This is a genomic window from Blautia sp. SC05B48 (assembly GCF_005848555.1).
GTDB lineage: Bacteria > Bacillota > Clostridia > Lachnospirales > Lachnospiraceae > Blautia_A.
The window spans coordinates 2,134,821-2,156,968 of the sequence record NZ_CP040518.1; the positions used below are offsets into that span (position 1 = coordinate 2,134,821).

The window sequence follows — 22,148 nt, forward strand, 5'->3', positions numbered from 1 at the left end:
CTGTTTCAAGGCTTTGCGGTACTTTTTTGAATTTCAATGTGTCAAACTCCCGTGTAACAAGAAAATAAAAAAATATAAAGTTTTAGTTGTTGCCCGTTATCTTTTCTGATATAATAAGTCCAAATCTTAATACTCTGCCGTGATAAAATGTGAAACTGTCACGAAGGAGGCTAAAAGGAGAAACTACAAATGAAAGAAAAGAAAGAACGGGCCAAACGTCTGCCCACTTTTGCGGAATCGATCACACCGATCGTCGCAATGCTCCTGATCCTTACCATCGGAAAAGGCGTATTCGGCTACAGCACAGAGCCGCTTCTGATCATGGTAGCTGCAATCGCAGCATTTATCGCGTTCCGTGTAGGCATTACCTGGGATGAGATGATGGATGAGATCTGCACCAAGATCGCAAAGGGCATGCCTGCCATCCTGATTCTTGTATGTGTTGGCGCTATGGTTGGTACCTGGATGGCATCCGGTACCATTCCGATGATGATTTATTACGGCGTCCAGATCGTAAACCCGAAATTCATGCTGGTTACCGCGTTCCTGATCGAGGCAGTGGTTTCGGTTGTTACCGGTACCTCCTGGGGTTCCGTTGCAACCATGGGTGTTGCCCTGATGGGAATCGCAAGCGCCCTTGGCGTATCCCTTCCGGCTACTGCAGGCGCCTGCATCGCAGGTTCCTACTTTGGTGACAAGATGTCTCCGCTGTCCGATACCACAAACCTGGCTCCGATCGCGGCAGGCAGCACACTGTATGAGCATATCGGACATATGTTCTACACCACTGTCCCAGCAACCATCGTTTCCCTGGTGGTATATGCCATTGTTGGTATGAACGCAGATGTAAGCGCAGATATTACTTCTGACACCGTTACTACTTTATTAAGCCAGCTTTCTTCCATGTACAGCTGGAACCTGCTGATCATCATTCCGGTAGTGATCGTGCTGGGCGGCTCCCTGCTTCAGAAGCCAACCATTCCGGTTATGCTTCTTTCTACTTTTGTAGCAGGCTTGGAGAGTGTCTTCATTCAGCACGTAGCGTTAGGAGATGTGTTAAAGGCAACCGTAAACGGTTTTGATGTATCCATGATCCACCGTGCAGGATTTGACACCGAGACCTGTTCCGAGGCCGTAACCAAGCTGTTAAACCGCGGCGGTATGAACGGCATTATGAGCACCACACTTCTGGTATTCTGCGCATTCTGCTTCGCAGGTATCATGAGCCGGGCTGGCTGTCTGGATGTGGTACTCCAGAAGATCTTAAGCGTGGCAAAGAGTACCGGTGCGCTGATCACCGCAACCGTTGCAGCCTGCATTACCATGGCACTGACCACCGGTAACTCTTACCTTGCCATTCTGATTCCGGGCGAGATGTTCCGTGACGCTTACAAAGAGCGCGGGCTTGCGGCAAAGAACCTGTCCAGAACCCTTGAGGATGCCGGTACCGTAGTTGTACCGCTGATCCCGTGGTCCGCAGCAGGTGCTTACATGGCTTCCACCCTTGGCGTAGAGACTTTGGATTACCTTCCATGGGCAATCCTGTGCTACACCGGCTGGATTTTTGCAATCATCTGGGGCTTTACCGGATTTGGTATTGCCAAGCTCGATGATGAGAAGAAAAAGGAGAACTAAATACGATGTCCAGAGTGCTTTTGATTAAAAACGCGAATCTGTATGATCCGGATCCAAAAGGAATCCGTGATATCCTGATCGTAGATGAAAAAGTATTTTCTGTGGCAGAACACATCGATCCACCGGAACTTTCTGCTCCGGTGGAAGTTGTTTCTGCAGATGGAAAAATGGTAATTCCTGGTTATGTGGACCAGCATGTTCATGTGATTGGCGGGGGCGGCGCAAAGCTTCTGGTTACACGGCTTTCTTCCCTGCATGAGGAAGTGCGTGATGCTGTAAAGGCAGGGGTTCCGGTGGAAAAAGCCATCCGCATCTGCGGGGAGAACCCGGCCAGAGCCAACGGATTATTCCCGAAAAAGGGCTGCATCCGTCCGGGCAGCGACGCGGATCTTGTGATCCTGGATGAGGAATTTCTGGTAGATACGGTATTTGTCCGTGGACAGAAAATGGTGGAGTATGGAAAAGCACTGGTAAAAGGCACCTTTGAGACAGACTGACAGAAGCTTTGAAATAGAAAAGCGGAAAAGAAAGAGACAGGAGAATTGACATTATGATCAAGTTACTGAAAAACGCGAATGTGTACGCACCGGAGAAACTGGGAAAGAAAGATATCCTTATTGAGGGGGAAAAAATCCTTCTGATGCAGGATACTATTGAGGGATATGAGGGACTTCCGGGAGTGGAAACCTATGATCTGGAGGGAAAGACCGTTGTTCCGGCTTACATTGACATGCACGTGCATATCACAGGCGGCGGCGGAGAGCAGGGGCCGGCATCCCGTGTACCGGAATCCCAGCTCAGTGAATTCTTCAAAAATGGTATTACCACGGTAGTCGGACTTCTGGGAACCGATGGCGTAACCCGCAGTGTGGAAAATCTGGTCGCAAAAGCTCGCGCCCTGACCGAAGAGGGCATGACCGTGTACACTCTGACCAGTTCCTATGGTTACCCGCCGACCACCCTGACCGGAAGTGTAGAGCGCGATATCATCCTGGTTCCACCGATGATCGGTGTGAAGGTAGCGGTATCGGACCACAGAAGCTCCAACCCAGGCGGAGAAGAGCTGATCGCGCTGGCTACTGCAGCGCGCAGAGCCGGCTTACTCAGCAATACCCCTGGCCTGGTAACCATGCACATGGGTGACGGAGAGGGAAGACTGGATCCGATTTTCTATGTGCTGGATCATTCCGACGTTCCAGCCAAGAACCTGCTGCCGACCCACATCTTACGCAATCCTGGACTGATTGATGCCGGCGCGGATCTGGTGCGCCGTGGCGGCTACATTGACTGCACCGCCGGCGCCGATGATGTGGAGGTCGAATCCGATGCTCTGAAGCTCTATGAGCTGTTGCACCGCGAAGATGTGAGCCTGGATCATGTAACCATGTCCAGTGACGCGTTCGGAAGCCAGCCGCGCTTCAACGAAGAGGGCGAGTGCATTGGCCTGACCTACGCGTCCCCGAAGTATCTGCACCGTACCATCCAGATCCTGGTAAGAGAGGGCATGCCGCTGGAGGATGCCTTACAGCTTCTGACCAGCACTCCGGCCGTACTCCTTGGCAAAGAAGGAATCAAGGGCTGTGTAGCGGAAGGCGCAGACGCAGACCTTCTGGTACTGGATGAGAATCTCAACATCAACAGCCTGTTTGCCCGCGGCAAGGTCGCTGTGTGGGAGCAGGAAGTGAAGATGAAGGGCAGATTCGAGCAGTAAGGAAAAACATACAGGAGAAGGACTGTGATTGACTTATTGGTGGTGCTTCTGCTTATGGTGGTACCGGTACAGTTCCTGGTGTTATCATTGGTGCACTTCTGATGGGTGTTCTGAATCTTGGCATGAGTATCATGGGTATTGACCAGAATATCCAGAAGGTTGTTAAAGGTATGGTTCTTCTGGCAGCGGTTATCTTCGATGTTGTCAGCAAGAGAAAATCTTTTATCGTAAAATAATAATAGTCAGCGAATCAGGACAGCAGGTTTTCGGAGTGATCCGGAACCTGCTGTTTTTGGGTGTATATACTGTTGTTTTATGTGAGGTTATTTTGTCGGTTTTCGTGGTTTTATGGGGGATGTGCTTGTTTTTAGGAGAACGTTATATTATAATAAGGGCAAGTGACAGAAAATACGAAATTATGTTGTCGGGAGGCTGTAATGGGAAATACAGTAACGATCTGTTTTGCAAATAATAAGGGCGGCAGCGGAAAGTCCACCAGCTGTTCCAATGTGGGAGCGGCACTGGCCGGCATGGGTAAGAAGGTACTGATGGTAGACGGTGATATGCAGCTGAATCTTTCCCTTTCTTTTTTTTCGGAGGAAGAAGTGCTTGAGATGGCAGCAGGGGAAAAGAATCTCTACTATGCTATCGGTCATCAGTCGGATCTCAGCGATTTTATCGTGCATACGAAGTATGAGAATCTGGATCTGGTTCCGTCGTCTACGCTGATGAGCTCCGTGGAATATGAGCTTTTTACAAAATGGCAGAGAGAGTTTATCCTGCGGAAATGTCTGCAGAAGGTTAAAGATTCCGGAGTGTACGATTACATTCTCATTGATGCACCGCCTACTCTTGGCGGCTGGGTGATGAATATTTTATGTGCATCCGATTATGTTCTTGTTCCGGTAGAGGCAAGTCCGTGGGGTATGTTTGGTCTTGCAAATATGTTTGATTTCCTCAATGAAGTCAGGGAGATCGCTCCGGATTTAAAGGTTTTGGGAATCGTAGTAACCAAGGCAGATGCCAGAAAGAATTATTTCAAACAGACTATGGAAACACTGAAAGAAATGGAAGGAATCTATCTTTTCGAATCTTTTATCCGTGTAGACAGCTCCATCGAATGGTCCCAGGACAGCAGTGAACCAGTTGTGGAGTTCAAAAAAAGCAGCCGCAGCGCAAAAGAGTACATAGCATTGGCAGAGGAGGTAATGAATCGTGTCAGTAGGTAAAGCAAGCATCGCAAGAGCAGTAAATGCAGAAAAAGCATCCAAAACAGAAACAAAAACAGAGGTAAAAGAGGCTGAGGTTAAAGCAGCAGAGAAGCCGTCAGAGGTAAAAGCTGAAACAGCTGAAAAAGCGGCAGAAAAAACTACAGCAAAGAAAACAGCAGCCAAAGCTCCTGCAAAGAAGACCACAGCAAAGAAAGCAGCCGCAACAAAAACAACAGCAAAGAAAACCACTACCAGAAAAACAACAGCACGTAAAACCGCAGCAAAGAAAACAGCTGCAGCAGAAACAACAGGAACTGTAGCCCAGAACGTGATCAGCGGAGGAAACGCCGACGAACTCCAGGCCAAATTCCTCACCCCAAAGAAAGATGAGCCGGACAACAACCAGCCAGTAGGAATTAAAGACGAGCTTCCGGTTTATCTGCTGTAATCTTTGATTGAATTTTTTGAAAAGATAGTAATTGACAAATAAAAAGACTGCTATATATCTATATCACTATTGATAAGGTATACAGCAGCCTTTTATTTTGCCCTATAAAAATCTCAGTGGGACAGCGAAGCGCCTCCCTCGTATCTTTCTACATATTGTAATATGCAGCATACAATCCATTCTTCTCAAGCAGTTCAGCATGAGTGCCTCTTTCGGCGATACCCTCCTCCGTGATCACAATGATCTCATCCGCATCACGGATCGTAGAAAGCCGGTGCGCGATCGTAATGGTAGTACGATTTTTTGAAAGTTCCTCCAGACTCTTCTGAATCCAACGTTCGCTTTCGTTATCCAGAGCGCTGGTGGCCTCATCCAGGATCAGGATCGGAGGATTCTTAAGGAATACACGTGCAATGGAGATTCGCTGCTTCTGTCCGCCGGAAAGGCGTGTGCCACGTTCTCCCACATAAGTATCGTATCCATCCGGCAGCTCCATGATAAAGTCATGGATACTCGCACATTTGGCGGCTTTGATGATCTCCTCATCGGAAGCTCCGGGCTTTCCATAGGCAATATTATCCTTGATGGTTCCATCAAAAAGATAGACATCCTGCTGTACCATACCGATCTGGCTTCGAAGGCTCTTAAGAGTCAGCCCGCGGATATCCTTTCCGTCTACAGTAATGGAACCGCCGATCACATCATAAAATCTGGGCAGGAGAGAGCAGATCGTGGTTTTTCCGCTTCCGGAAGGTCCCACCAGGGCAATGGATTTTCCTGCCGGGATATCAATAGAGATATCGGAGAGCACAGGAGTTTCATCATCGCTGTAATGAAAAGAAACATGGTCGTAACGCACATGTCCTTTCACGTCCGTAAGCTCTGCAGCGTTGTCTGCATCCCTGATCTCGGATTCTGTTTCCATCACATCCAGGAAACGGCGGAAACCGGAAAGACCCTTCTGCATCATTTCCACAAGTTCCACCAGGATCTGGATGGGGCTGATAAAGATTCCGATATACAGGGCATACATGGCAAGATCTGCAGTCTGCATTTCACCCTGAGCGATCAGATAGCCGCCGTAAACAAGAGTTACCAGGTACATCATGCCCTGGAAGAAAAGATTGGAACTCATGAAGCTTCCCATGCAGTGATAATTATCTCTTTTGGAAATAAGGAACGCCTCATTGCTTTTCTTAAATTTGGCACGCTCGATGTCCTCGTTTGCGAAGGACTGTACCACGCGGATTCCGGAAAGCGTATCCTGAAGACTGGCATTTACATCTCCGATCTTACGACGGTTTTCCATGAAGGTTTCCTGCATTTTTGCATTCTGGCGGAAGGAAAACACAAACATCACGATCACCAGGAGGATCAGCGGCAGTGCAAGTTTTTTGTTGATAAAGAACAGGAAGATAAAAGCACCGACGATCTTTACCAGGGAGATAAAAAGATTCTCTGGACCATGATGTGCAAACTCGGAAATGTCAAAAAGGTCACTGACCAGCTTACTCATCATCTGACCGGAATTATTCCTGCTGTAATAGGAAAAAGACAGCTCCTGGTAATGGTCAAAAAGCTCCCGGCGCATATCACGTTCCATCTTTGCACCCATCATATGTCCCTGATAGGTTACATAATATTTGCAGAGACTCTGCACGATGTACATAACAAAAAGAGAAGCTGCGATCACAGGGAGGGCATGAAGAATAATATCCTTATCCTGTGTAAAGAGAGTTTTTGTCATAGTACGAAGAATCTGGGGATAGGCAAGATCTACCAGACTGATAACGGCTGCACAGATCAGGTCAATAAAAAAGACCGCTTTGTACGGGCCGTAGTAGTGGATGAATTTCTTGATGGTATTCATCGGAAAAAGTACCTCCGTTTTTATGAAATGTATAGTGTTGTCTGAGCAAAAAACATTGCTGCCGGACATTCTATGTTTATCTTATCATAAGTAAGAATAAAGTCAAGATAAGTGAATTTCAGGTCTGTTTCGTTTCTGCATACTTTCTGAGAATAGAAACTATATGGCTGCTGTTCACAGGAAATATTCCGCGAGGGATTGTTGGCAACGGAGCGGATAGTGATATGAGGAGATATCTTTTTTGGAAAAAATCAAATTACTCCTTGACACAGAAGAACAAAACCCGTATAGTGTATTTCAGATTTGGTGTGTAACTGATAAGCAGGCATTAACCAGTCATAAATGTTATTATTTTTATTTGACGTTTATGGGGGTTGGTGTCTTTTTTTTGTTGCCCACTTAAAAGACTCCCGCTCCAAAACGTCGAAAGAAAAGGAGAGAGAACATGAAAGACAAGATTTTCGGAGTTTTGCAGCGCGTGGGACGTTCCTTTATGCTTCCCATAGCAATCCTTCCTGTGGCAGGCCTGCTTCTTGGATTCGGCAGTTCCTTCACAAATGAAACAACCATTGCAACCTACGGACTTCAGAAGCTTTTGGGAGACGGAACGATTTTACATGCACTCCTGATCATTATGAACAAAGTCGGAAGCGCGGTATTTGATAACCTGCCGCTGATCTTTGCAGTAGGTGTGGCCATCGGTATGGCAAAAAAAGAGAAAGAGGTAGCAGCTCTTTCTGCACTGATTGCTTACTTCGTTATGAATGTAGCCATCAATGGTATGCTGGTAGTAAATGGTAAGATCACAGCAGACGGACAGATCGCAAAAAGCGTTCTGGAAGGTACTGTAACATCTGTCTGCGGCATCCAGTCCTTACAGATGGGTGTGTTTGGCGGTATTATCGTCGGCCTTGGTGTTGCGGCTCTGCACAACCGTTTTCATAAGATCGTGCTTCCAAACGCACTTTCCTTCTTCGGTGGTTCCAGATTTGTGCCCATCATTTCCACCATTGTATATATGTTTGTGGGAATCCTGATGTATTTCGTATGGCCGGCAGTCCAGAACGGTATTTATGCTTTGGGCGGTCTTGTAACAGGCAGCGGCTATATCGGAACTTTGATCTTCGGTATTATCAAACGTGCGCTGATCCCCTTCGGACTTCATCACGTATTTTATATGCCATTCTGGCAGACAGCCGTTGGCGGGACTATGGAGGTTGCAGGCCAGATGGTACAGGGCGGACAGAACATCTTTTTCGCCCAGCTTGCAGATTCCGCAAATGTAGCGCATTTCAGCGCAGATGCAACAAGATATTTTTCAGGAGAGTTCATTTTCATGATCTTCGGTCTTCCGGGAGCAGCTCTTGCCATGTACCGCTGTGCAAAGCCTGAGAAGAAAAAAGCAGCAGGCGGACTTCTTCTTTCCGCAGCCCTTGCATGTATGCTTACAGGAATCACAGAGCCACTGGAGTTCTCTTTCCTGTTTGTAGCTCCTGCATTGTTTGCGGTACAGGTTGTTCTTGCAGGCGCGGCTTATATGATCGCACATATGCTGAACATTGCAGTAGGACTTACCTTTTCCGGCGGTTTCCTTGATCTGTTCCTGTTCGGGATCCTTCAGGGAAATGCAAAGACAAGCTGGCTCAGGATTATCCCGGTAGGTATCATTTACTTTATTCTCTATTATGTGATCTTCACCTTCCTGATCAAAAAGTTCAACTTCAAGACTCCGGGACGTGAGGATGACGACACAGAAACAAAGCTTTATACAAAAGCAGATGTAAACGCGAGAAAAGAAGTCGGAAAAGCCGGTGAAACAGCAGGAAGCACATCCGCAGATCCGGTAAGTGAAGCCATCACAGCCGGTCTTGGCGGAAAGAAAAACATCAGTGATGTGGACTGCTGTGCAACAAGACTCCGTATCACCGTCCATGATGCAGCAAGAGTTAACGACGACATTCTGAAAACAACAGGCTCCAGAGGAATCGTGAAAAAAGGCCAGGGCGTGCAGATCATCTACGGTCCCCAGGTAACTGTGATCAAATCCAAGCTGGAGGATTATCTGGAGACAGCGCCGAATGAATATTTTGAAGGTGCAAATGAGAAAGAAACAGACAATGCGGAAAATCAGGCTCAGTCGGATACAGAGCGTACAGCAGAAAGTACAGGTGAGGCTGTTCAGAACACAGCTCCGACATCCGAAGCCAACACGCAGCCGGAGAAAAAGGTTCTCAGAACAGCGATTGTCTACAGCCCGGTAACCGGTATCGCCGCAGACCTTTCCACAGCGCCGGATGAAGGCTTTGCGGAAGGAATGATGGGAGAGGGTGCGGTAGTCACACCGAAGGACCCGGTGATCTGTGCTCCGGAAGACGGCGAGGTAGAGTTTATTTTTGACACAAAGCATGCTATCGGATTCCAGACAGATACAGATCTTCCAATGCTTCTCCATATCGGAATTGACACTGTAAAGCTGGAAGGAAAAGGCTTTGAGATTCTGGTAGAGCAGGGACAGCATGTGAAAAAAGGCGAGCCGTTGATGAAGATCGACATCCCATATCTTACAGAAAACGCTCCGTCCTTATGTTCTCCGATCCTTTGCACAGAGATCGAGGATAATCAGAGAGTACGCCTTCTTGCCAATGGAGAGATCAAGGCAGGAGAGCCGCTGTTCGCAGTAGAGACTGTGGAAGAATAAGAAATTTTTCAGCAATAATATAGATGATTGGTTTTGTGAAAAGCGCGCCTAATGCCCGGGCGCGCTTTTCCTGTGGCAAAGAAAATAACTGTCCGTCAGAAGGACTTTACACAAAAGACAGATTCTGTTACGATAAAGAAAATCGATAGCTGCAGACAAAAATGTTGACTGAAAATCCGGGGCAGACAGTGGTGGAATGTGGAAAAGCAGCAGGATATATAAAAATGGTGGGGAAAAAGATGTACAGAGTGAGCAAGGTATTGAACAATAACGGCATCATTGCCATAGATATGGAAGAAAACCAGGAATATGTGCTTCTGGGAAAAGGTGTGGGATTTGGAAAGAAGGTCAGCCAGCGTTTTGAGGCTCCGGCAGACTGTACCCTTTACAGGCTGGCTCAGGAGACAGAACGTGGCTCAGCAAAAGAACTGGCAAAGAGCGTAGCACCGGAATTTCTGGAGATCGCAGATGAGATATTGAGAGAAGCTGAGAAGACCTTTGGGGATACCATAGACAGAAGGATCCTGTTTCCCCTTGCTGATCATATTTCCTTTGCAGTGGGACGTATCCGGAATCATGAGCAGATCAGCAATCCCCTGACGGATGATATCAAGGTGCTTTTTTACAGCGAATTCAAGGTGGCGGAGGTGTTGAAGAAGATCCTGAAGGAGCGGATGGATATTGAAATCGACGAGCATGAAGTGGGATATGTGGCACTTCATATTCACTCAGCACTTGGAGATGAAAAGGTGTCTGTTGCCATGCAGACAGCAAGAACGGTACGGGAATGCATCGCCATGATCGAGATGGCCACAGGAAGAAAGATCGATGTGATCTCCCTGTCCTACAACCGTATGATGAACCATATCAAATATATGGTAGCCCGTGTCTCCACAGGGGAGACACTGAAGCTGGATATGAATGAATATATAGAAGAAAAATATCCGGAATCCTACAGAATCGCAGAGGATGTCTGCGAGAGTCTGGGCAAAAGCCTTGGGAAAAAGCTGGACCCTATCGAGATCGGTTATCTTGCCATGCATATTGAGCGGACAGTGGAGCAATAAATATAAATGGCTGATCCGCCTCAGGGATTTACACAATAAATTCAATAGCTTTTTTGACAGCAGTACTCATGGCAGTACTGCTGTTTGTGACTAAGCAGACCTCTCTCTGAGGGAGCGGCTCCTTAAGCTGAAGGGCAAAAATCTTCCCGTCATTGATCACTTCCCGGGCAAGGGGCTCGGGGTAAAAGCCGATTCCCAGATTGTGGACGATCATGGGAAGGACCTGGTCTGTAGTTGCTGCCTCGATGTCAGGATGAAAAGAAACACGGTTTTCCATAAAGTAATTCATATACATTTCTCTGGTGCTGGTCCCTTCCGCAAGACCTACAAAGGGCAGATCCTGAAGCTCATGGATGCTGATAGGGGCAGTGGTCAGATCCTTATATTTGCTTCCGCATACAAGGATCTCCCGGTAACGCAGGAGACTTTTTTTCTGTAAAGGTTTGCGGATGGAGATCGGAGTGGTGACAATAGCGAAATCCACCGCATAATTTTTCAGTGCCTGTACTGCCTGAGGAGTAGAATGGTTAAAGAGGCGCAGGCGAACATGGGGATATTGCTCGCGGAACAGCTCCAGCTTTTCGAGAAGGATCAGACGCAGGGCATTTTCGCTGGCGCCGATGGAAACCAGACCATGCTCCAGCTCTCCGTTCTGGCGGATCTCCTCCTCGCCGATGGACAGCTGCTCAAAAGCCAGGGCAACGTGTTCATAAAGTTGGCGGCCTTCCGGTGTAAGTGCGATTCCCTTGTTGGAGCGGAGAAAGAGCGTACATTTCAGCTCCTGCTCCAGGTTGTTCATACAGCGGGTGATATTTGGCTGATTGTTGTGAAGAGCTCTTGCTGCCTTGGTAAAGCTCTTATACTGGGCTACATAATAAAAGATCCGGTAGTAGTCGTAAGTGATCATGTATTGTCTCCATCCTGTGATATGATTTTAATATGTTTACGATATTAATAATACTTTTTACATTTGCTTCTGAGCAAACTATAATACACCCGAGGAAAAAAATCAATGACAGGAGTGATTTAGAGTGGTTTCAGGAGGCAGAAAGCTGCAGAGCGCAGACCGGCAGATGTCAGAAGCTTTTATCACAAGTGTATTTCTGGCAATGTCCGGCGGATTTCAGGATGCCTACACATACTTTACAAGAGATGAGGTGTTTTCCAACGCCCAGACAGGCAACGTGGTTCTGATGAGCCAAAATTTTATGACAGGACAGTGGGGAGAGGGCTTAAGGTACCTGTTCCCTGTTTTAGCCTTTGCCATTGGTGTTGTAGCGGCGGAGCGGATCCAGAGTACCTTTAAATATGCAAAAAAACTTCACTGGAGGCAGATGATCCTGCTGATCGAGATCCTGATCCTTTTTGCGGTGGGATTTATGCCGGGAGAATTGGATATGCTAGCAACCGTACTGGTATCCTTTTCCTGCGCCATGCAGGTACAGACCTTCCGGAAGGTGGGCGGTTATTCCTATGCAAGCACCATGTGCATCGGAAATTTACGAAGCGGCACGGCGGCGTTGTCCGTGTATTGTCGTGAAAAACGTCCGGAACAGTTGAAGCAGGCTCTTTATTATTTCGGAATAATTTTCTTTTTTGCCATTGGAGCCGGTGGCGGAGGAAATCTGTCCATGAGGCTGGGGATCCCGGCAATCTGGGTATCGGATGTTTTGCTTCTGATCAGCTTTATTCTGATGTTTTCCAGTAAACATAGAGATTAGAAAGGGTGAGGAATTGTGGAAAACAGCACATTATTCCCAAGAGAGGAAAAGGCGGAGCTTTTATTTGAAAAGATCCTGAAGGATCCGGAGGCGTGCAGACGGCTGACGGAGACCTTCTATGAATCCATGGATGCGGATACAGACATAGAATGCGGATATCTTCCTCCGGAAAAATTCGCCTATGCATTGCTGGACGCATATAAAAACCGTGATCTGACAGCTCTCCTTATGGCGATCTGCCAGAACAGTATGTTTGATCTTCTGCGAAATTCTTTTCTGGCACCGTTCAGGTTCAATGCAGATGGACAGGAGAATCCGGTATTTCTCACAGATGAAAAAGGAAATTTTCTGCGGGAAAAGGGAATCCATGTAAGTGACAGGGATTACGACCGATTTCGCAGGATATACAGGGAGAAACCTGGTGTAAAGATGTATCTGGCGTATGGCTACCGGAAGCGCCATGCCTATGATGAAGATACCATGGAAGTAGAAGAGTACAAAATGGGCGAACATATCGGTGTGCTGCTGGTGTATGAGCTTCCGGACAGCGTAAAGGAAAAAGAAACGGAGGCACAGGCCTATGCGGCTGTATGGGATATCATGATGGCAATTCAGAAGAAGCTTCCAAGAGCTTTTGTGTATTATGGGCAGGATTCTGTGGAGGATGGTGGAAAACGTTATGACGGACTGGGCGTTTTTCTCCCCATCCATAAATTTGCGGACCGCCTGGAAAAAATGATCGGGATCGCTGATGAGATCGTAATGAAATAGAATGTACAAAAAAGGACTGCTTTTGTATTGCTCCGGTTATCAGAAGGATAGCTGATGACCGGAAGCTACAGAAAGCAGTCCTTTTTGTATGCCCATCAGGTGCAGTAGCGGAACATTTTGTCCGTAAGGATCCTGGCGAAAATAAGGCCCAGGGGAAGAGCAACGATGATCAGGATCGCAGCTGCAAACCAGGAGGCGGAAACATTCAGGGACATGATCCCCAGATTGTAGATCGCCCGGTAGAGATAAAGCCCCGGGACCATGATCACAATGGATGGTACGGTAATGGAAATTCTGGGATATCCCACTTTTGTTTTGATGAGGGAGGCCAGAAGTCCGGCGGTCAGTGCTCCGAGAAAAGCTGCGGCAGCAGGTGGAAAACCGGCAAGATCAACAAGTTCCAGCCGGAGTGTGTTGGACAGTGCACCGATGAAAGCGGCAGCTGCGGCTAGACGGACAGGGCTGTTGAACATGACCGAAAAGCCGAATACCCCGCAGAAGCTTGCCAGAAGCCGGAACAGGATCCTCTGAGCTGCCGAAAGCTCCAGAGGCAGGAAATCCACAGGTTTCAGATGAAGAAGCAGTGCCATTAGCCAGGCAGAGACAGCAGCCACCATTACAACAATAATGGCGTAGGCCAGTCGTTCCAGACCGGAACGCATATCCAGCTTGGCAAGGTCGATCCCGCTTGTGATAAACGGAAAGCCTGGAATGATAAACAGCATGGAACAGATGTATCCGGCCTCATGCTGGACGGAAATGTGGAACAGAAGCTCTGCCAGCTTCAGGAAGCCTGCATATACAAGACAGGCAGAGGAAACAGAAACTGCAATGCACATAAACAGAGTAAAATGATGCTTGCCAAGCTTGCAGCGGATGGCGTTTCCGATGCCTGCGCCTGCAAAAGCCAGGATCATTTCCAGCGGGCCACCGCCCAGAAGAAAAGTAAATGCACCACAGGCCAGTGCAGAAGCCAGTCCCAGGGATGCAGGGGAATAAAGCCCGTGGATCCGCTCGATCTCATCTAACTGACTGTGCAGTGCTTCACCGCTCATATGGATACCCTCCGCAGGAAAATCACTGACAAAATGTTCCAGCCTGTTCAGTCTGGAAGTATTTACGCCGGTGGTAGTCAGACTAAGTGCATGGGAAAAACTGCTCTCACCGTCAAAGCAGGTGTAGCTTATAGACATCAGTCCGATATCTGCGGAACAGGTGATACCAAGTGCTTCTGACAATGTATTCATGGAACTCCGTACCCGCCAGGCACCGGTCCCACAGGAGAGAAGCATCATGCCTGTACGGCCGATCAGGGAAGCTTTTTCGGAAAGAGAAGCTTCGGTGATGGGCTGGTTGTTCCTGGCGCTTACGTAGTTGTGCCAGGGGATTTCCATATGATTACGTTTGATTAGAATATCTGACATAGAAATCACTTCTTTCTATATATTAAAATCATATAGTTGCTATTATAAATATATATAATAACTATAATCAGATATATTGTAGCCATTATTCTGAAAAAGTCAAGTGTAGATGAAATAAAATCTGACAGTACTAAAACGTCACTGTTAAAGATTTATCATTTTTTTGCGGAAAATGAATTTTTTTGGTTGCTTTTACGTACAATTTATGTATAATTGTGGATAGGGATGTTGGAATGACCAATTCCTATGGCAGGATGACAAAAACCTGCAGCAGTAGGTGGCTATCATAATTACTATTAAAGAAGAGAGGTAAATGTTAAGATGGCAAAAATCGATTTAACAAAGTATGGTATTACCGGAACAACTGAGATCGTGTACAATCCTTCCTACGAGACATTATTTGAGGAAGAGACCAAACCGGAGCTTGAAGGATTTGAGAAGGGTCAGGTCAGTGAGCTTGGTGCTGTCAATGTAATGACAGGTATCTACACAGGACGTTCCCCTAAAGACAAATACATCGTTATGGATGAGAACTCCAAGGACACAGTTTGGTGGACATCCGATGAGTACAAGAACGATAACCATCCGGCAACTCAGGAAGCATGGAATGCAGTTAAAGATCTTGCCAAGAAGGAGCTTTCCAACAAGAAACTTTTCGTAGTAGATGCATTCTGCGGAGCTAACAAAGACACACGTATGGCTATCCGTTTCATCGTTGAGGTTGCATGGCAGGCACACTTCGTAACAAACATGTTCATTCAGCCGACAGCTGAGGAGCTTGAGAACTTTGAGCCGGATTTCGTTGTTTACAACGCATCCAAGGCTAAAGTTGAGAACTACAAAGAATTAGGACTTAACTCTGAGACAGCTGTAATGTTCAACATTACAAGCCGTGAGCAGGTTATCGTTAATACATGGTACGGCGGAGAGATGAAGAAAGGTATGTTCTCCATGATGAACTACTATCTGCCGCTTAAGGGCATCGCTTCCATGCACTGCTCTGCAAACACAGACCTTAACGGAGAGAACACAGCTATCTTCTTCGGTCTTTCCGGAACAGGTAAGACAACACTTTCCACAGATCCTAAGCGTCTTCTGATCGGTGATGACGAGCATGGCTGGGATGACAACGGAGTATTCAACTTCGAGGGTGGATGCTACGCTAAGGTTATCAACCTTGACAAAGAGTCTGAGCCGGACATCTACAATGCGATCAAGAGAAACGCTCTTCTTGAGAACGTAACACTTGATGCTGAGGGCAAGATCGACTTCGCTGACAAGAGCGTAACAGAGAACACACGTGTTTCTTACCCGATCAACCACATCGAGAACATTGTTCGCCCTGTATCTTCTGCACCGGCAGCGAAAGAGGTTATCTTCCTGTCCGCAGATGCATTCGGCGTACTTCCTCCAGTATCTATCCTGACACCGGAGCAGACACAGTACTACTTCCTTTCCGGATTCACAGCTAAACTTGCTGGTACAGAGCGTGGAATCACAGAGCCTACTCCTACATTCTCCGCATGCTTCGGACAGGCATTCCTTGAGCTTCATCCGACAAAATATGCTGAGGAGCTCGTTAAGAGAATGGAGAAGAGCGGTGCGAAAGCATACCTCGTTAACACAGGATGGAATGGAACTGGAAAACGTATCTCCATCAAAGATACTCGTGGTATCATCGATGCTATCCTTGACGGATCTATCCTTAAAGCTCCGACAAAGAAGATCCCATTCTTCAACTTCGAGGTTCCGACAGAGCTTCCGGGCGTAGATCCTGCAATCCTTGACCCACGTGACACATATGCAGATGCTGCAGAGTGGGAGACAAAGGCTAAAGATCTTGCTGCAAGATTCGTTAAGAACTTTGCTAAATATGAAGGAAATGCAGCTGGTAAAGCACTCGTTGCAGCCGGCCCGCAGGCATAATCAGTCATTCCAACTGAATACAGATCGTAGACTTAACCGGGAGCGGATTTATCCGCTCCCGGTTTTTTGACAAACAACTGAGGATCTATTGTTTGATATAGAACTGTGCAGTGCGAAGCATGTTTCCAGACATGGAATAAACAGAAAGTTGAAGATATCTACCTGTAAAATAAAAAACTTTGGCTTGACTAACATAAGGTTCATGGTGTATCCTTTCTGAGAAGTTGAGCGGGAGACCCGTAAGACTGTAAAAATTCTCTTTGCACTGCATTACATTCGAACAGGATGCGAGATCAACAGTACAAACTGAGCAGGCGATGCTTTTCGGAATCGAAAATATTTATCGAAGGCATGGGGCCGGGCCGCAGGAAGCGGCAGCGGATATGGATTTAAACGTAATTGCAAAGAACCTGCATTCACGGAATATGAGGTGAAGCAGAATGTGACTTTGCTTTCAGACATATCTGCGGGACAGTGTATGTTTCGCAGGTATGTCTTTTTTACTGCAAAATATGGATGGAACAGAAGGTAGAAGCTGGGATATCCCTATACAGAAAAGAAAGAACACCGGCGGAAAATCGCACTGTAGCGAGTAGTGAAGGAACCGCCGGTTTTTTCACGGAAAATGTTGTGCCATAAGAAGAACCTGATCATATATTTAAAAGGAGATTCTGTTTATGGAACACACAGAAAACAAAACAATTATACATGATACAGAAAAAACAGCTTCATGGGAACAGCAGACAGCAATGAAGGTATCCGGGATCAGTATTCTGGTAAACCTTTTATTATCTGTATTTAAACTGATCGCAGGTATTGTGGCACATTCAGGAGCGATGATCTCGGATGCCATTCATTCTGCATCAGATGTGGGAAGCACCTTCATCGTAATTATCGGTGTCCGTCTTTCTACAAAGAAATCGGACAAAGAGCACCAGTACGGACATGAAAGAATGGAGTGTGTTTCTTCCATTGTCCTTGCAGGAATGCTGCTTGTCACTGGTCTCGGGATCGGAATTACCGGTGCCCGTGATATCGTAAAAAGCACATCCGGCGGAACCATTGCCATTCCGGGAACACTTGCACTGATTGCAGCAGTGGTATCCATTGTGGTAAAAGAGTGGATGTTCTGGTATACAAGAGGTGCTGCAAAGAAGATCAATTCAGGAGCCCTGATGGCAGATGCATGGCACCATCGTTCAGATGCACTTTCCTCTATCGGAGCGTTTGTCGGTATTTTAGGTGCAAGACTGGGATACCCGATCCTGGACCCGATCGCCAGTATCGTGATCTGCGTTATGATCGCCAAGGCATCGATCGACATTTTCAGGGATGCCATTGACAAGATGGTAGATCATTCCTGTGATGCAAAAACGGAGGAATCCATGAAGAGAGAGATCCTCAAGGTACCGGGCGTCAGAAGAGTAGACCTTCTTAAAACCCGTCTTTTCGGATCCAAGATGTATGTGGATATCGAAATCGCAGCAGATGGAAATATTTCCCTTTTTGATGCACATGATATTGCGGAAAATGTACATCATACGATCGAGAATAAATTCAAAGATGTAAAGCACTGTATGGTGCATGTAAATCCGATCAACGGATAAAAAACAAGCTGCCGGAGCGACTGTGATCGTCAATCCGGCGGCTTGTTTTTGTATAGAGAAACACCCGGTAGGGGAGCTACCGGGTGTTTCGAGGGGAGTATAAATAATTAAATAAGGGGTTATGTAAAAAAAATTTTTGAAGGGTAAATTCTTTTTACAAGAATGATTATAATATAAACTGGAAAAAAAAGCAATATGATTTTGGCGAATAATCTCCAAACTTTTTGGGATACTATTTCCTGTAATAAAAAGCGGCAGAAAGCTTCGGAAAGCCGTAAAATCAACTTCATCAGGAGGTAATTCAAATGGCGAAAAATTACGAAACAGACAGAAATGAGTCTAATTATGCAGGAAAAAATCACGGGGAAAGTGCTTCCAGAAACTGCGGAAAAAACAGCTCTAAGAACAGTTCGGGAAATTCTTCCAGAAACAGTTCCAAAAGCAGCTACGGAAACAAAATTTCCGATGAATATGATTCTGAGAAGGACAGAGGCTCTGACAGATATTAAAGGATAAGAAAAGCGGGAAAAGTCAGAGATGGCTTTTCCAGCTTAAATACATATAAGGGAACATTCACCCGGAAGCTTCCATATAATATACCAAAAAGAGGAGATTTTTTCCATGTTTCAGATCGAAACTATCTCTGCAAAAATGCTGGATTATTATGTGGAGCGCAGCGACGCTGTTATCATAGATCTCCGGGATTCTGCCGCCTACAGAAGGGGACATGTCCGGAACGCGGTAAATATTCCATACAGAGAGCTGGAGGAATATCTTGAGAAAAAACAGGATCAGAAATATCGTTTTCCCAAAGATAAGCTGCTGATATTTTACTGCGACCGCGGCGGCGCCAGTATGCAGGCTGCCCGGAGCCTGGCAAGACAGGGCTGTCGTACCAGGTCCGTGATTGGTGGATTTGCAGCCTACAGAGGGAGAAATCTTGTGCGCGGATAAAAAAAGCGGACAATATCAAATCAGATTGCGAATGCATATCTGTAACAAATCTTGTATTTTAAAGGAAATCATGATAATGTAAAGAACAGAGATAAAAACCAACACAAATTACAAGGAGAAAAGATTATGAAATATATGTTTGCGTCCGATGTACATGGTTCGGCATATTACTGCCGGAAAATGCTGGAAGCATATGACAAGGAGAAGGCGGAGAGACTGGTGCTTCTGGGAGATCTGCTTTATCACGGACCAAGAAATGACCTTCCGAAGGAATACGCACCAAAGGAAGTCATCCGCCTTTTAAATGAGAGAAAAAACCAGATCTATGCAGTACGCGGAAACTGTGAGGCAGAGGTGGATCAGATGGTCCTGGACTTCCCGGTTATGGCAGATTACTGTATCCTTGCCATCGAAGGAAAAACGATGTACGCCACACACGGTCATATCTATAATAAGGATAATCTTCCGCCGATGATGGACGGAGACATTCTGATCCACGGCCATACACATGTGCTGAAGGCAGAAAATATGGGGGATTATATCCTTCTGAACCCAGGTTCCGTATCCATTCCAAAGGAAGGTAACCCGCCGACCTATGCAATCCTTGAGAACGGAATTTTTACCATTAAAGATTTTGAAGGAAATACAGTACGGGAGATCACTTTATGAATCTGTGGGAATTAACGGCGCCCTGTCATTTTGGAACAGAGGCGGTGCTGAAGCGTGAAATACTGGATCTTGGCTATGAAGTGACCAGGGTGGAAGACGGAAGAGTAACCTTTGAGGCTGATGCCCAGGGTGTGGCAGACGCCAATCTGTTCCTTCGTACCACAGAACGTGTGCTTCTGAAAATAGGCGAAGTAAAGGCTGAGACTTTTGATGAGCTTTTTGAAAAGACCAAGGCTCTCCCATGGGAGAATTACATACCGAAAAACGGTAAATTCTGGGTAGCCAAGGCAAACTCCATCAAAAGTAAGCTTTTTAGTCCATCTGATATCCAGTCCATTATGAAAAAAGCCATTGTAGAGCGTCTCAAAGGCATTTACGGGATTTCCTGGTTTCCGGAAGATGGTCCGGAATTTCCTATCCGTGTGGCCTTTATGAAAGACGTAGCTCTGATCGGAATCGACACTTCAGGAGTATCCCTCCATAAGAGAGGGTATCGCCAGATGACTGTCAAGGCACCTATCACCGAGACGCTTGCCAGTGCTCTTTTGATGCTCACTCCCTGGAAAAAGGACCGTATTCTTGTCGATCCGTTCTGCGGAAGCGGCACCTTTCCTATTGAGGCGGCAATGATGGCAGCGGATATGGCGCCGGGACTGAACCGTCATTTTCTGGCCGAGAGCTGGGAGCATCTGATCCCGAAGGAATGCTGGGAGGATGCAAGAGAAGAAGCCAGAGAACGTGTAAATCTTGATATTGAAACCGATATCCAGGGCTTTGATATCGATGCAGCTGCCATCAAGGCAGCACGCGCCAACGCAAAAATGGCAGGAGTGGACAGACTGATCCATTTCCAGCAGCGCCCGGTCAGTGAACTCCGCCATTCCAAACCCTTTGGTTTTATCGTGACAAATCCGCCATATGGTGAGCGGATCGAAGAAAAATCCAATCTCCCTGCATTGTACCGTGAGATCGGTGAAAGCTATAAGGGGCTGGATCGCTGGTCCATGTATCTGATCACTGCCTATGACAAGGCAGAGAATGACATCGGCCGAAAGGCAGATAAAAACCGTAAGATCTATAATGGAATGATGAAAACCTACTATTACCAGTTTCTTGGACCACGTCCGCCGAAGAAAGGAAGTATTAAAGAATGAAAAAGATCATTTTTGCTACCGGAAATGAGGATAAAATGAAGGAGATCCGAAGGATACTTGCGGATCCTTCTCTGGAGATCCTTTCCCTGAAGGATGCCGGGATCCATGCGGATATTGATGAAAATGGAAAAAGCTTTGAAGAAAATGCCATGATCAAGGCAGAAGCAATCAGTAAAATGACTGGCGAGATCGTTCTGGCAGATGATTCCGGTCTGGAGATCGACTATCTGAACAAAGAGCCGGGAATCTATTCCGCACGCTATATGGGTGAGGATACTTCTTATCATATTAAAAACGCAAACCTGATCCAGCGTCTGGAAGGTGTACCTGATGAGAAACGTACTGCACGTTTTGTATGTGCTATTGCGGCAGCTTTCCCGGATGGCAGAAGAAAGACAGTCCGTGCTGCCATGGAAGGCCGCATCGGCTACGAGGAAAAAGGGGAGAATGGCTTTGGCTATGACCCGATCTTTTATCTTCCGGAATATGGCTGTACTTCCGCAGAGCTTTCCATGGAAGAAAAGAACAGGATCAGCCATCGTGGAAAAGCTCTTTGCCTTATAAAGGAAGAGCTTGTATGAAGGTGCTGATCGTAAGCGATACTCACGGAAGAGATGAAAACCTGGAGATCGCGATAAATCGGGAGGCTCCTTTTGACATGCTGGTACATTGCGGAGATGTGGAAGGCAGAGAATTTTATATCGAAGCCCTTGCAGAATGTCCCTGCAGTATTGTGTCCGGAAATAATGATTTTTTCTCGGATCTTCCGAGAGAAGATGTGATCGAGGTCGAGGGAAATAAGATCCTGGTAACTCACGGTCATTACTACGGTGTATCCATGGCCTTTGATCAGCTGGCAGAAGCTGCCCGCTCAAGGGGATGCAATGCGGCTTTTTTCGGACATATCCACGTACCGGTTGTTGAAAAGGAAGCAGGTGTGCTTCTGGTAAATCCCGGAAGTCTGGCTTATCCCAGACAACGGGGACGCCGTCCAAGCTATGCAGTAATGGAGACAGATGGAAAGGGCGAAATGCACGTAGAGATCCGTTACCTCTGATTCCGGCAGAAAAAACAAATAAACTGTCATAATTGATAAAATTTGTGCCAATATTCAGCATATATTAGTCAAAAACGATTGCGAAAGTCAGCTATGTGCTATATAATGAACAAGTAGTTTTTTTTAGTAATATAGAGCATTCTTTAGGGTACTGACCATGAATGGGTCTCGTTCCTGAGAATGCAGCAGAGCGGAATGAGAAGGTCCGCTTTACATAAATGAAGG

Annotated in this window: 20 protein-coding genes, 1 pseudogene and 1 riboswitch; of the genes and pseudogenes, 18 read left to right on the forward strand and 3 right to left on the reverse strand. The window is 46.5% G+C overall.

The genetic code is table 11. From position 1 onward, the window contains the following. Positions 1–189: 189 nt before the first annotated feature. From nhaC to EYS05_RS17510, 6 genes and pseudogenes are all read left to right on the forward strand, one after another. Positions 190–1,635: a Na+/H+ antiporter NhaC gene (gene nhaC / locus EYS05_RS09780; protein ID WP_015526033.1), complete on the forward strand. Its 1,446-nt coding sequence runs from the start codon at positions 190–192 to the stop codon at positions 1,633–1,635. A gap of 5 nt (positions 1,636–1,640) precedes the next feature. After that, entirely contained in the window at positions 1,641–2,132 is a 492-nt protein-coding gene (locus tag EYS05_RS09785; RefSeq protein ID WP_015526032.1) for an amidohydrolase family protein, read from the forward strand. Between the two features lie 53 nt (positions 2,133–2,185). Then, complete coding sequence (gene iadA, locus EYS05_RS09790) at positions 2,186–3,346, forward strand: beta-aspartyl-peptidase (RefSeq protein ID WP_015526031.1); 1,161 nt, start codon at positions 2,186–2,188, stop codon at positions 3,344–3,346. Between the two features lie 35 nt (positions 3,347–3,381). Next, a pseudogene (locus tag EYS05_RS09795) lies at positions 3,382–3,582 on the forward strand (sugar ABC transporter permease); the annotation flags it as partial. Positions 3,583–3,783: 201 nt separating this feature from the next. Next, positions 3,784–4,575: a ParA family protein gene (locus EYS05_RS09800; protein ID WP_015526030.1), complete on the forward strand. Its 792-nt coding sequence runs from the start codon at positions 3,784–3,786 to the stop codon at positions 4,573–4,575. After that, complete coding sequence (locus tag EYS05_RS17510) at positions 4,562–5,005, forward strand: hypothetical protein (protein WP_021650455.1); 444 nt, start codon at positions 4,562–4,564, stop codon at positions 5,003–5,005. Before EYS05_RS09800 ends, EYS05_RS17510 begins: the two co-directional genes overlap by 14 nt. Positions 5,006–5,153: 148 nt before the next feature. Here EYS05_RS17510 and EYS05_RS09810 read toward each other — a convergent pair whose 3' ends face one another. Then, positions 5,154–6,875 (reverse strand): ABC transporter ATP-binding protein, encoded by a 1,722-nt coding sequence (locus EYS05_RS09810; protein WP_138277092.1) that lies wholly within the window; start codon positions 6,873–6,875, stop codon positions 5,154–5,156. Between the two features lie 445 nt (positions 6,876–7,320). Here EYS05_RS09810 and EYS05_RS09815 point away from each other — a divergent pair, with 445 nt between their 5' ends. Beyond that, the gene (locus EYS05_RS09815) at positions 7,321–9,573 is read left to right on the forward strand and encodes a PTS transporter subunit IIABC (RefSeq protein WP_138277093.1); all 2,253 of its coding nucleotides are present in this window, start codon (positions 7,321–7,323) and stop codon (positions 9,571–9,573) included. A gap of 239 nt (positions 9,574–9,812) precedes the next feature. Continuing rightward, complete coding sequence (locus EYS05_RS09820) at positions 9,813–10,640, forward strand: PRD domain-containing protein (protein WP_138277715.1); 828 nt, start codon at positions 9,813–9,815, stop codon at positions 10,638–10,640. A 28-nt stretch (positions 10,641–10,668) separates the two neighbouring features. On the opposite strand, the gene EYS05_RS09825 is transcribed toward EYS05_RS09820, so the two are convergent. After that, positions 10,669–11,547 (reverse strand): LysR family transcriptional regulator, encoded by an 879-nt coding sequence (locus EYS05_RS09825; RefSeq protein ID WP_015526026.1) that lies wholly within the window; start codon positions 11,545–11,547, stop codon positions 10,669–10,671. A 166-nt stretch (positions 11,548–11,713) separates the two neighbouring features. Between EYS05_RS09825 and EYS05_RS09830 the strand changes: the two genes are divergently transcribed. Further along, the gene (locus EYS05_RS09830) at positions 11,714–12,361 is read left to right on the forward strand and encodes a YoaK family protein (RefSeq protein ID WP_118752824.1); all 648 of its coding nucleotides are present in this window, start codon (positions 11,714–11,716) and stop codon (positions 12,359–12,361) included. A gap of 15 nt (positions 12,362–12,376) precedes the next feature. Next, on the forward strand, positions 12,377–13,132 hold the full coding sequence (locus EYS05_RS09835) for a DUF4866 domain-containing protein (RefSeq protein ID WP_173740795.1): 756 nt from the start codon (positions 12,377–12,379) through the stop codon (positions 13,130–13,132). Positions 13,133–13,227: 95 nt separating this feature from the next. Here the strand turns inward: EYS05_RS09835 and EYS05_RS09840 are convergent, their stop codons facing one another. Further along, positions 13,228–14,556 (reverse strand): threonine/serine ThrE exporter family protein, encoded by a 1,329-nt coding sequence (locus EYS05_RS09840; protein ID WP_015526025.1) that lies wholly within the window; start codon positions 14,554–14,556, stop codon positions 13,228–13,230. 321 nt (positions 14,557–14,877) lie between these two features. Here EYS05_RS09840 and pckA point away from each other — a divergent pair, with 321 nt between their 5' ends. From pckA to EYS05_RS09880, 8 genes are all read left to right on the forward strand, one after another. Continuing rightward, on the forward strand, positions 14,878–16,482 hold the full coding sequence (pckA, locus tag EYS05_RS09845) for a phosphoenolpyruvate carboxykinase (ATP) (protein WP_015526024.1): 1,605 nt from the start codon (positions 14,878–14,880) through the stop codon (positions 16,480–16,482). A gap of 296 nt (positions 16,483–16,778) precedes the next feature. Next, positions 16,779–16,959: riboswitch (NiCo riboswitch) on the forward strand. Positions 16,960–17,159: 200 nt separating this feature from the next. After that, positions 17,160–18,089, forward strand: coding sequence for a cation diffusion facilitator family transporter (locus EYS05_RS09850; protein WP_059086782.1), 930 nt, complete (start codon positions 17,160–17,162; stop codon positions 18,087–18,089). 305 nt (positions 18,090–18,394) lie between these two features. Continuing rightward, positions 18,395–18,598, forward strand: coding sequence for a hypothetical protein (locus tag EYS05_RS09855; RefSeq protein WP_022426534.1), 204 nt, complete (start codon positions 18,395–18,397; stop codon positions 18,596–18,598). A 112-nt stretch (positions 18,599–18,710) separates the two neighbouring features. After that, positions 18,711–19,043: a rhodanese-like domain-containing protein gene (locus EYS05_RS09860; RefSeq protein ID WP_015526020.1), complete on the forward strand. Its 333-nt coding sequence runs from the start codon at positions 18,711–18,713 to the stop codon at positions 19,041–19,043. Positions 19,044–19,169: 126 nt separating this feature from the next. Next, positions 19,170–19,712, forward strand: coding sequence for a phosphodiesterase (gene yfcE / locus EYS05_RS09865; protein WP_015526019.1), 543 nt, complete (start codon positions 19,170–19,172; stop codon positions 19,710–19,712). Next, entirely contained in the window at positions 19,709–20,866 is a 1,158-nt protein-coding gene (locus EYS05_RS09870) for a THUMP domain-containing class I SAM-dependent RNA methyltransferase (RefSeq protein WP_015526018.1), read from the forward strand. Before yfcE ends, EYS05_RS09870 begins: the two co-directional genes overlap by 4 nt. Further along, positions 20,863–21,447 carry an XTP/dITP diphosphatase gene (locus tag EYS05_RS09875; protein WP_110103311.1) on the forward strand — a complete coding sequence of 195 codons (585 nt, stop codon included), beginning with the start codon at positions 20,863–20,865 and terminating at the stop codon, positions 21,445–21,447. Before EYS05_RS09870 ends, EYS05_RS09875 begins: the two co-directional genes overlap by 4 nt. After that, entirely contained in the window at positions 21,444–21,923 is a 480-nt protein-coding gene (locus EYS05_RS09880; RefSeq protein ID WP_021650292.1) for a metallophosphoesterase family protein, read from the forward strand. Before EYS05_RS09875 ends, EYS05_RS09880 begins: the two co-directional genes overlap by 4 nt. Positions 21,924–22,148: the final 225 nt, after the last annotated feature.

What these genes read in the sequence shown, in the direction of transcription:
- EYS05_RS09850 (WP_059086782.1), top strand. Translation starts at nt 17,160, where the DNA reads ATGGAACACACAGAAAACAAAACAATTATACATGATACAGAAAAAACA.
- EYS05_RS09875 (WP_110103311.1), top strand. Translation starts at nt 20,863, where the DNA reads ATGAAAAAGATCATTTTTGCTACCGGAAATGAGGATAAAATGAAGGAG.
- EYS05_RS09870 (WP_015526018.1), top strand. Translation starts at nt 19,709, where the DNA reads ATGAATCTGTGGGAATTAACGGCGCCCTGTCATTTTGGAACAGAGGCG.
- yfcE (WP_015526019.1), top strand. Translation starts at nt 19,170, where the DNA reads ATGAAATATATGTTTGCGTCCGATGTACATGGTTCGGCATATTACTGC.
- EYS05_RS09815 (WP_138277093.1), top strand. Translation starts at nt 7,321, where the DNA reads ATGAAAGACAAGATTTTCGGAGTTTTGCAGCGCGTGGGACGTTCCTTT.
- EYS05_RS09860 (WP_015526020.1), top strand. Translation starts at nt 18,711, where the DNA reads ATGTTTCAGATCGAAACTATCTCTGCAAAAATGCTGGATTATTATGTG.
- EYS05_RS09855 (WP_022426534.1), top strand. Translation starts at nt 18,395, where the DNA reads ATGGCGAAAAATTACGAAACAGACAGAAATGAGTCTAATTATGCAGGA.
- EYS05_RS09830 (WP_118752824.1), top strand. Translation starts at nt 11,714, where the DNA reads ATGTCAGAAGCTTTTATCACAAGTGTATTTCTGGCAATGTCCGGCGGA.
- EYS05_RS09825 (WP_015526026.1), bottom strand. Translation starts at nt 11,547, where the DNA reads ATGATCACTTACGACTACTACCGGATCTTTTATTATGTAGCCCAGTAT.
- EYS05_RS09800 (WP_015526030.1), top strand. Translation starts at nt 3,784, where the DNA reads ATGGGAAATACAGTAACGATCTGTTTTGCAAATAATAAGGGCGGCAGC.
- EYS05_RS09840 (WP_015526025.1), bottom strand. Translation starts at nt 14,556, where the DNA reads ATGTCAGATATTCTAATCAAACGTAATCATATGGAAATCCCCTGGCAC.
- EYS05_RS09810 (WP_138277092.1), bottom strand. Translation starts at nt 6,875, where the DNA reads ATGAATACCATCAAGAAATTCATCCACTACTACGGCCCGTACAAAGCG.
- pckA (WP_015526024.1), top strand. Translation starts at nt 14,878, where the DNA reads ATGGCAAAAATCGATTTAACAAAGTATGGTATTACCGGAACAACTGAG.
- iadA (WP_015526031.1), top strand. Translation starts at nt 2,186, where the DNA reads ATGATCAAGTTACTGAAAAACGCGAATGTGTACGCACCGGAGAAACTG.
- EYS05_RS09820 (WP_138277715.1), top strand. Translation starts at nt 9,813, where the DNA reads ATGTACAGAGTGAGCAAGGTATTGAACAATAACGGCATCATTGCCATA.
- EYS05_RS09880 (WP_021650292.1), top strand. Translation starts at nt 21,444, where the DNA reads ATGAAGGTGCTGATCGTAAGCGATACTCACGGAAGAGATGAAAACCTG.
- nhaC (WP_015526033.1), top strand. Translation starts at nt 190, where the DNA reads ATGAAAGAAAAGAAAGAACGGGCCAAACGTCTGCCCACTTTTGCGGAA.
- EYS05_RS09785 (WP_015526032.1), top strand. Translation starts at nt 1,641, where the DNA reads ATGTCCAGAGTGCTTTTGATTAAAAACGCGAATCTGTATGATCCGGAT.